This window comes from Streptomyces sp. NPDC005151, from assembly GCF_053599875.1.
Window position 1 is genome coordinate 1 of sequence record NZ_JBSFYR010000212.1, and the last position, 3,719, is coordinate 3,719.

A 3,719-nucleotide genomic window follows, 5' to 3' on the forward strand; every position below is an offset into this window, starting at 1 on the left:
AAGGAGATTTATTGGGGCTGGATGGTGGGGCGAGGGGGACTGGCGGCTTGTAGGTTCTCAATGAATGTGAGCTTTTTCTCACATATTGATTTCCGAAATTAATAGATCGAAGCTATTTACGCGTTGGCATCGCGCGGATCCCAATTCGTCCGTTCTTTGCAAATAGATCGGTTCATGACCACGGCTGCATCGGCTTCGTGGACTTTTCACCATGCGGTGAGAGGTGCAACGGAGGCAGAGATGGGGTGAGGAATCTTTTTGCGTCGGACTGGTTCCCCTGGGCCATGCCGAAGATGTGCCTGTCCGACGAGGAGATCAAGGCATCGTTTGGATGTGCCAGCCCTTTTTAGCAAGGGCATCGCGTATCTTCTGCGGGACACGGTTTTCGTTTGCCGCAAGGCATAGCAGGGTCGTTGGACGTGACATCGCAACGTAGAGGTTCCTCATCTGCGCCTGCTGGGTCTTCGGAAGCTTCGCCAGCGCCTTAGATGGCATGCCAGCGATGTACTCGAGCCCGAGAGCAACGTCGAACTTGCGACTGTTGCCACCGTAGGACTCGAGTACGAGCGAGGCCGAGTGCGTTTCCCCCTTCATGCTCGCGACAGTACCAAGGTCAAACTGAATCGACCTTCCGTGGTCAAGCGCGTGGCACGTGGTGACGGCGGGAGCGGTCGCAGCGTTCCCGACGTTCGCCGGTTCGTCGAACACGCTCAACGCCTTGAACGCTTCAATCTCAAGCTCTTCAGGGAGATATGGCTTGAGTTCTTCGTACAAAATCTGGAAAAACGTGGCGCGCTGGTCGAGTGAACAGAACTGCTCGCCAGAAAGTGCCAGTTTGCGGGTCAGCAGTTCGATTCGACCAGTGGGCGCAAATGCGTTCGCGGCTCGAGGCAGCGCGCGCCCGTCTCGAATGTCCTTCGCCAGCGGTGAGCCGGCATTACGAAGCACGAGCAGTAAGCTCCGGCGGACGTCTGAAACGCGTGCGCTGAGTATTCCCTCTTGAAGAGCGGTTCCAGTATCCCTGACAAGGCTCCAGAAGTTCTCTGAACGCATGCCAGTAGTTGGCAGGCCAACGCCATAGGCCGGCCAGTAATCGCGCAAATGGCGTCCAGCGTCGACGTCGCCTTCGCCCGACTTCCGAGCACACATAGCCTTCACGTCGTGAGTGCTGACCTCGGTTTCGCTCAGGCGACTGATGATAAGTTTTCCAAAGTGTTGGATAACCTTTGGTGCATCATTAGTCGCATACAAAAGCAGGATGGGCGCGTGTGCGCTGTTACCTTCGCCGATAACCGCCTCGCCACTCATGCGAACGCTGCCCACAGCTTGCGCAATCGCGTCACCGAATCTTTTGCTCGTGCTGATGCATCCGTGGCCCTGACGAGGGAACGTGAGCCGGTCTGCATTCTCTTCATCCAGGAGGATTTTCTGGTCGATATCTCCGAACCGTTGCATCACCGACTTTCCATCGAAAATGCGATTCAGGAAGGATTCTTGGTCCCAGGATGTGTCTTGCATTTCGTCGATGAATACCATGGGTGTTGATGTCCGGGCAGAACTGACCCACTAGAGCTGGAAATTTTCATCGAATTTTGACCCACGTGATTGAATGCTCTGCTCAATCTTTGAGCAGGGGATACAAAGGTGATCACGGTGGGCATATTGGCCAAGATCAGGCGGATGTATTTCCGCGAGAAGGTCCCACTGCGCGAGATTGCGCGGCGTACGGGCCTGTCCCGAAACACGGTGCGCCGCTGGCTGCGGCAGACTGATGCTGTCGAGCCGAAGTATCCGAAGCGCGTCAGCCCGAGCGTCATCGACGACTGGGCCGCACAGCTGACAGGTTGGCTGCGTGCCGACAGTCATCGCCCGAAGCGTGACCGGCGCACCGCCCGGTTCATGTTCGAGGCGATCCGCGCCGAGGGTTACGCCGGCAGCTACGGCCGCGTAAGCGCGTTCGTGAGGCGTTGGCACGAGGAGCAGGCTGAGGCGCCTCGCAGGAAGGCCTTCGTGCCGCTCGCCTTCGAACCCGGCGAAGCCTTCCAGTTTGACTGGAGCTGCGAATACGCGTTTGTTGGCGGGCTACGGCGACGCCTGGAGGTCGCCCACGTCAAACTTAACTCCAGCCGCGCGTTCTGGCTCGTCGCCTATCCCACACAGAGTCACGAGATGCTGTTCGATGCGCACGCCCGCGCATTCGCCGCGTTCGGCGGCGTGCCGCGGCGCGGCATCTACGACAACATGAAGACCGCCGTGGACAAGGTTGGCCGCGGCAAGGAGCGTGCGGTCAACGCGCGCTTCGAAGCGATGTGCAGTCACTACCTGTTCGAGCCGGAGTTCTGCAACCGGGCTGCAGGCTGGGAGAAAGGCATCGTCGAGAAGAACGTTCAGGACCGGCGACGTCAGATTTGGCACGAAGCAGCGCTACGGCGCTGGGAAACGCTGGAGATCCTGAACGAATGGGTCGCTGGTCAGTGTCGTGAGGCGTGGCACATGCGGCACCCGCAGTGGCCTGAGCTGACAGTCGAGGATGTGCTGCAGGACGAGCGTACCCGGCTGATGCCCAATCCACGGCCGTTCGACGGCTACATCGAGCAGACCCTGCGAGTCTCGTCGACCAGCCTGATTCACTTCCAACGCAACCGCTACAGCGTGCCCACCGAGTACACGAACCAGTTGGTGAGCGTGCGCTGCTATCCGGCATATCTCAGCGTCGTCGCCAACGCCCAGGAGATCGCACGCCACGAACGCAGCTTCGAGCGGCACATGACCTTCTACGATTGGCGCCACTACGTCACGTTGGTCGAGCGCAAACCCGGCGCACTGCGCAACGGCGCGCCGTTCATCACGATGCCGCAGCCGCTGCAACTGCTGCAGCGGCATCTGCTGAAACACCCGGGCGGCGATCGCGTCATGACGCAGGTGCTCGCTGCGGTGCGCGAACACGGGCTCGATGCGGTGCTGCTCGCCGTACAGGCTGCGCTGGATTCAGGACGCCCCAGCGCAGAGCACGTCCTGAACGTGCTGAGCCGGCTGAAGGCGCCCGTCACGAATGGCAGCCTCGCCACGACGAAACTCCAGCTCAAGGAAGAGCCCGCGGCCGACGTGAACCGTTACGAGACGCTGCGTGCCAACCCACCGGAGGATCGTCATGTCTAACGATATCGCGGCCCAGCTCAAGGGTCTTAAACTGCACGGCATGGCGAGCACGTGGCCGGAGCTGCTCGCGCAGTCGCGCCACACGGACTTCGAGCCGGAGCGCTTCATGAAGCAGCTGTTGATGGCTGAAACCGCCGAACGGCAGGTGCGCTCGATTGCCTATCAAATGACCGCTGCGCTTCCCGGCCCACCGCGACCTGAAGGGCTTCGACTTCGCGCAGGCACACGTCGACGAAGCGCTGGTGCGCGAACTGAGCGAGCTGTCGTTCCTCGAAAGCGCGCACAACGTCGTGTTCATCGGTGGTCCGGGCACTGGCAAGACGCACCTCGCCTCAGCGATCGGAATCGAAGCCGTACAGCGCCACGGCAAGCGTGTGCGCTACTTCTCGACCGTCGAGCTGACCAACGCCCTGGAGCAGGAGAAGTCCATCGGCAAACAAGGCCAGATCGCCCACAAGCTGATGTACGTCGATCTGGTGATTCTCGATGAGCTGGGCTATCTGCCGTTCAGCCAGACCGGCGGTGCATTGCTGTTCCATCTGCTCTCAAAGCTTTACGAG

The 3,719-nt window shown here is 60.1% G+C and carries 2 protein-coding genes and 1 pseudogene; 2 read left to right on the plus strand and 1 reads right to left on the minus strand.

All coding sequences use genetic code 11. The features are described from left to right. Window positions 1–315: 315 nt before the first annotated feature. Window positions 316–1,536: a hypothetical protein gene (locus ACWD6R_RS40045; protein ID WP_105815942.1), complete on the minus strand. Its 1,221-nt coding sequence runs from the start codon at window positions 1,534–1,536 to the stop codon at window positions 316–318. Between the two features lie 144 nt (window positions 1,537–1,680). Here ACWD6R_RS40045 and istA point away from each other — a divergent pair, with 144 nt between their 5' ends. After that, a complete protein-coding gene (gene istA / locus ACWD6R_RS40050; protein ID WP_224755808.1) occupies window positions 1,681–3,159 on the plus strand; it encodes an IS21 family transposase in 1,479 nt (492 codons plus the stop codon). Further along, window positions 3,152–3,719 (plus strand): annotated as a pseudogene (locus ACWD6R_RS40055) (ATP-binding protein); the annotation flags it as partial. The gene istA and the pseudogene ACWD6R_RS40055, both read left to right, overlap by 8 nt.